This window comes from Neisseria sp. P0021.S005 (assembly GCF_051956955.1).
The window spans coordinates 1-1,042 of record NZ_JBQCWY010000805.1; the positions used below are offsets into that span (position 1 = coordinate 1).

Annotated in this window: 2 protein-coding genes; both read right to left on the reverse strand. The window is 48.5% G+C overall.

Features of this window, described 5'->3' with window-relative positions:
* A partial coding sequence (locus ACTHUE_RS19430) for a UvrD-helicase domain-containing protein (RefSeq protein WP_440424218.1) occupies positions 1–206 on the reverse strand: 206 nt, incomplete at its 3' end.
* Positions 207–350: 144 nt separating this feature from the next.
* Positions 351–1,042: hemagglutinin repeat-containing protein (locus ACTHUE_RS19435; protein ID WP_440424219.1), on the reverse strand; the 692-nt coding region annotated here is incomplete at its 5' end.

Consider the following 1,042-nt stretch of genomic DNA (forward strand, 5'->3'; position numbering starts at 1 on the left):
GCGCGCAAACGGGTTTTCAGTTCTGCCGTCGCCGCTTTGGTAAAGGTAACGACCAGAATTTTCTCGATGTCTTTTTTTTCTAAAACAATCAGTCGGGTAAAGAGCGCGGCAATGCCGTAGGTTTTACCCGTACCGGCAGAAGCTTCGATAAGGTTGGTGCCGTCGATGGAAAGTGTGAGCGCGTCAAAAGGAAGGGCGGAAGACATGGTAGGAACGGAATAATATTAGCGAGGCATTATCATAACAGAGATAGTGTGTTGTTTTGCATTGATGATAAAAATGCCGTCTGAAAACTTTCTGTTTTCAGACGGCATGTCTTAATGGCTATTAAATGACTTCAATAGCGCATCTTAGTAGCGCAAACGGCGTTTGGCGTAGCTTGGTTGGCGAGGACGATAGGTATAACGGTTCGCCGCAGGAGCTTTACTGTCGTCATAGTAGTACGCAACATTATTACCGTTGATGGTCGTATTGTTGACGCTCAAACCGGTTGGAGAGCCGGTAGTAATAACAACATTGTCGCTTTGGATGGTGTTTGCCGTATTGGTTACGTTGGCTTCGTTTTTACCTTTGGCGTTGATGCCGCCGTTTGGTTTGCCTGAAGCGTAGCTGCCGTTGACATTGATGGTCAGATTTTTTTCGTTAACGCTGCTGATCGCGCCGGAAGTATTGACTTTGTTGCCTTCTACTTCAACGGAGTTGTTGGATACCAAGTTGGTACCGTGCAGGTTGACGTCGCCGTTGTTGGCATTGATTTTAATCTCATTGCCGGCCGCTACATTCGCGCCTGCGGCGGTAGAAGAAGCGTTATCGGTTTTGTTGACGCCGACAGAGCCGTTGACGTGAGGAACGGCAACACCGGTTTCAACATTGATTGTCGCGCCAGCGCCGATACCGACATTAACAGCTGTACCTTGGTTGGAGGCAGTATTGGCTGACTCGGTGAAGGTTACGCCGTTGCCTGCGGTAATGTTGACGTTGTTGTTGGCGGTAATGTTGGATGCGATTTCAGCAGAGTCTTTGGCGTTGATGACAACATTGG